The following is a 346-nucleotide window of genomic DNA, read 5'->3' on the forward strand; positions in this document are numbered from 1 at the left end:
CACTCTTTGAACAAGAGAAACTCTTGATGGCACCTGTCAATAAAATACCCTTTGACACAGCCAGGTATGAAAGCAGAAAGGTCAATAAGTTTGGTCTTGTTGAGTTTGGAGGCTGTCGTTACTCAGCCAACCCTAAATACGTTGGACAGTCAGTTACCCTAAAAGTTATGGCTCATGAGATACAGATCCTGTCAAAGGATCTATCGCCCATTGCGAAGCATCCAAGATTGTTTGCCACGGGCGATGAATCCATCCATTACATTGACTTTATAGATATGATCAAGGCAAGGCCGAATGCTCTAAAGTACTCGGGGATCTACACGCTGTTACCTTCATCATGGCAGGA

At 43.9% G+C, this 346-nt stretch carries 1 protein-coding gene; it reads left to right on the forward strand.

The genetic code is table 11. The features are described 5' to 3' along the window. Positions 1-26: 26 nt before the first annotated feature. Positions 27-346: Mu transposase domain-containing protein (locus tag AAIG11_RS18005; RefSeq protein WP_425499440.1), on the forward strand; the 320-nt coding region annotated here is incomplete at its 3' end.

This window comes from Anoxynatronum sibiricum, from assembly GCF_039414295.1.
In the GTDB taxonomy this organism is placed as follows: Bacteria; Bacillota; Clostridia; order Peptostreptococcales; family Tindalliaceae; genus Anoxynatronum; species Anoxynatronum sibiricum.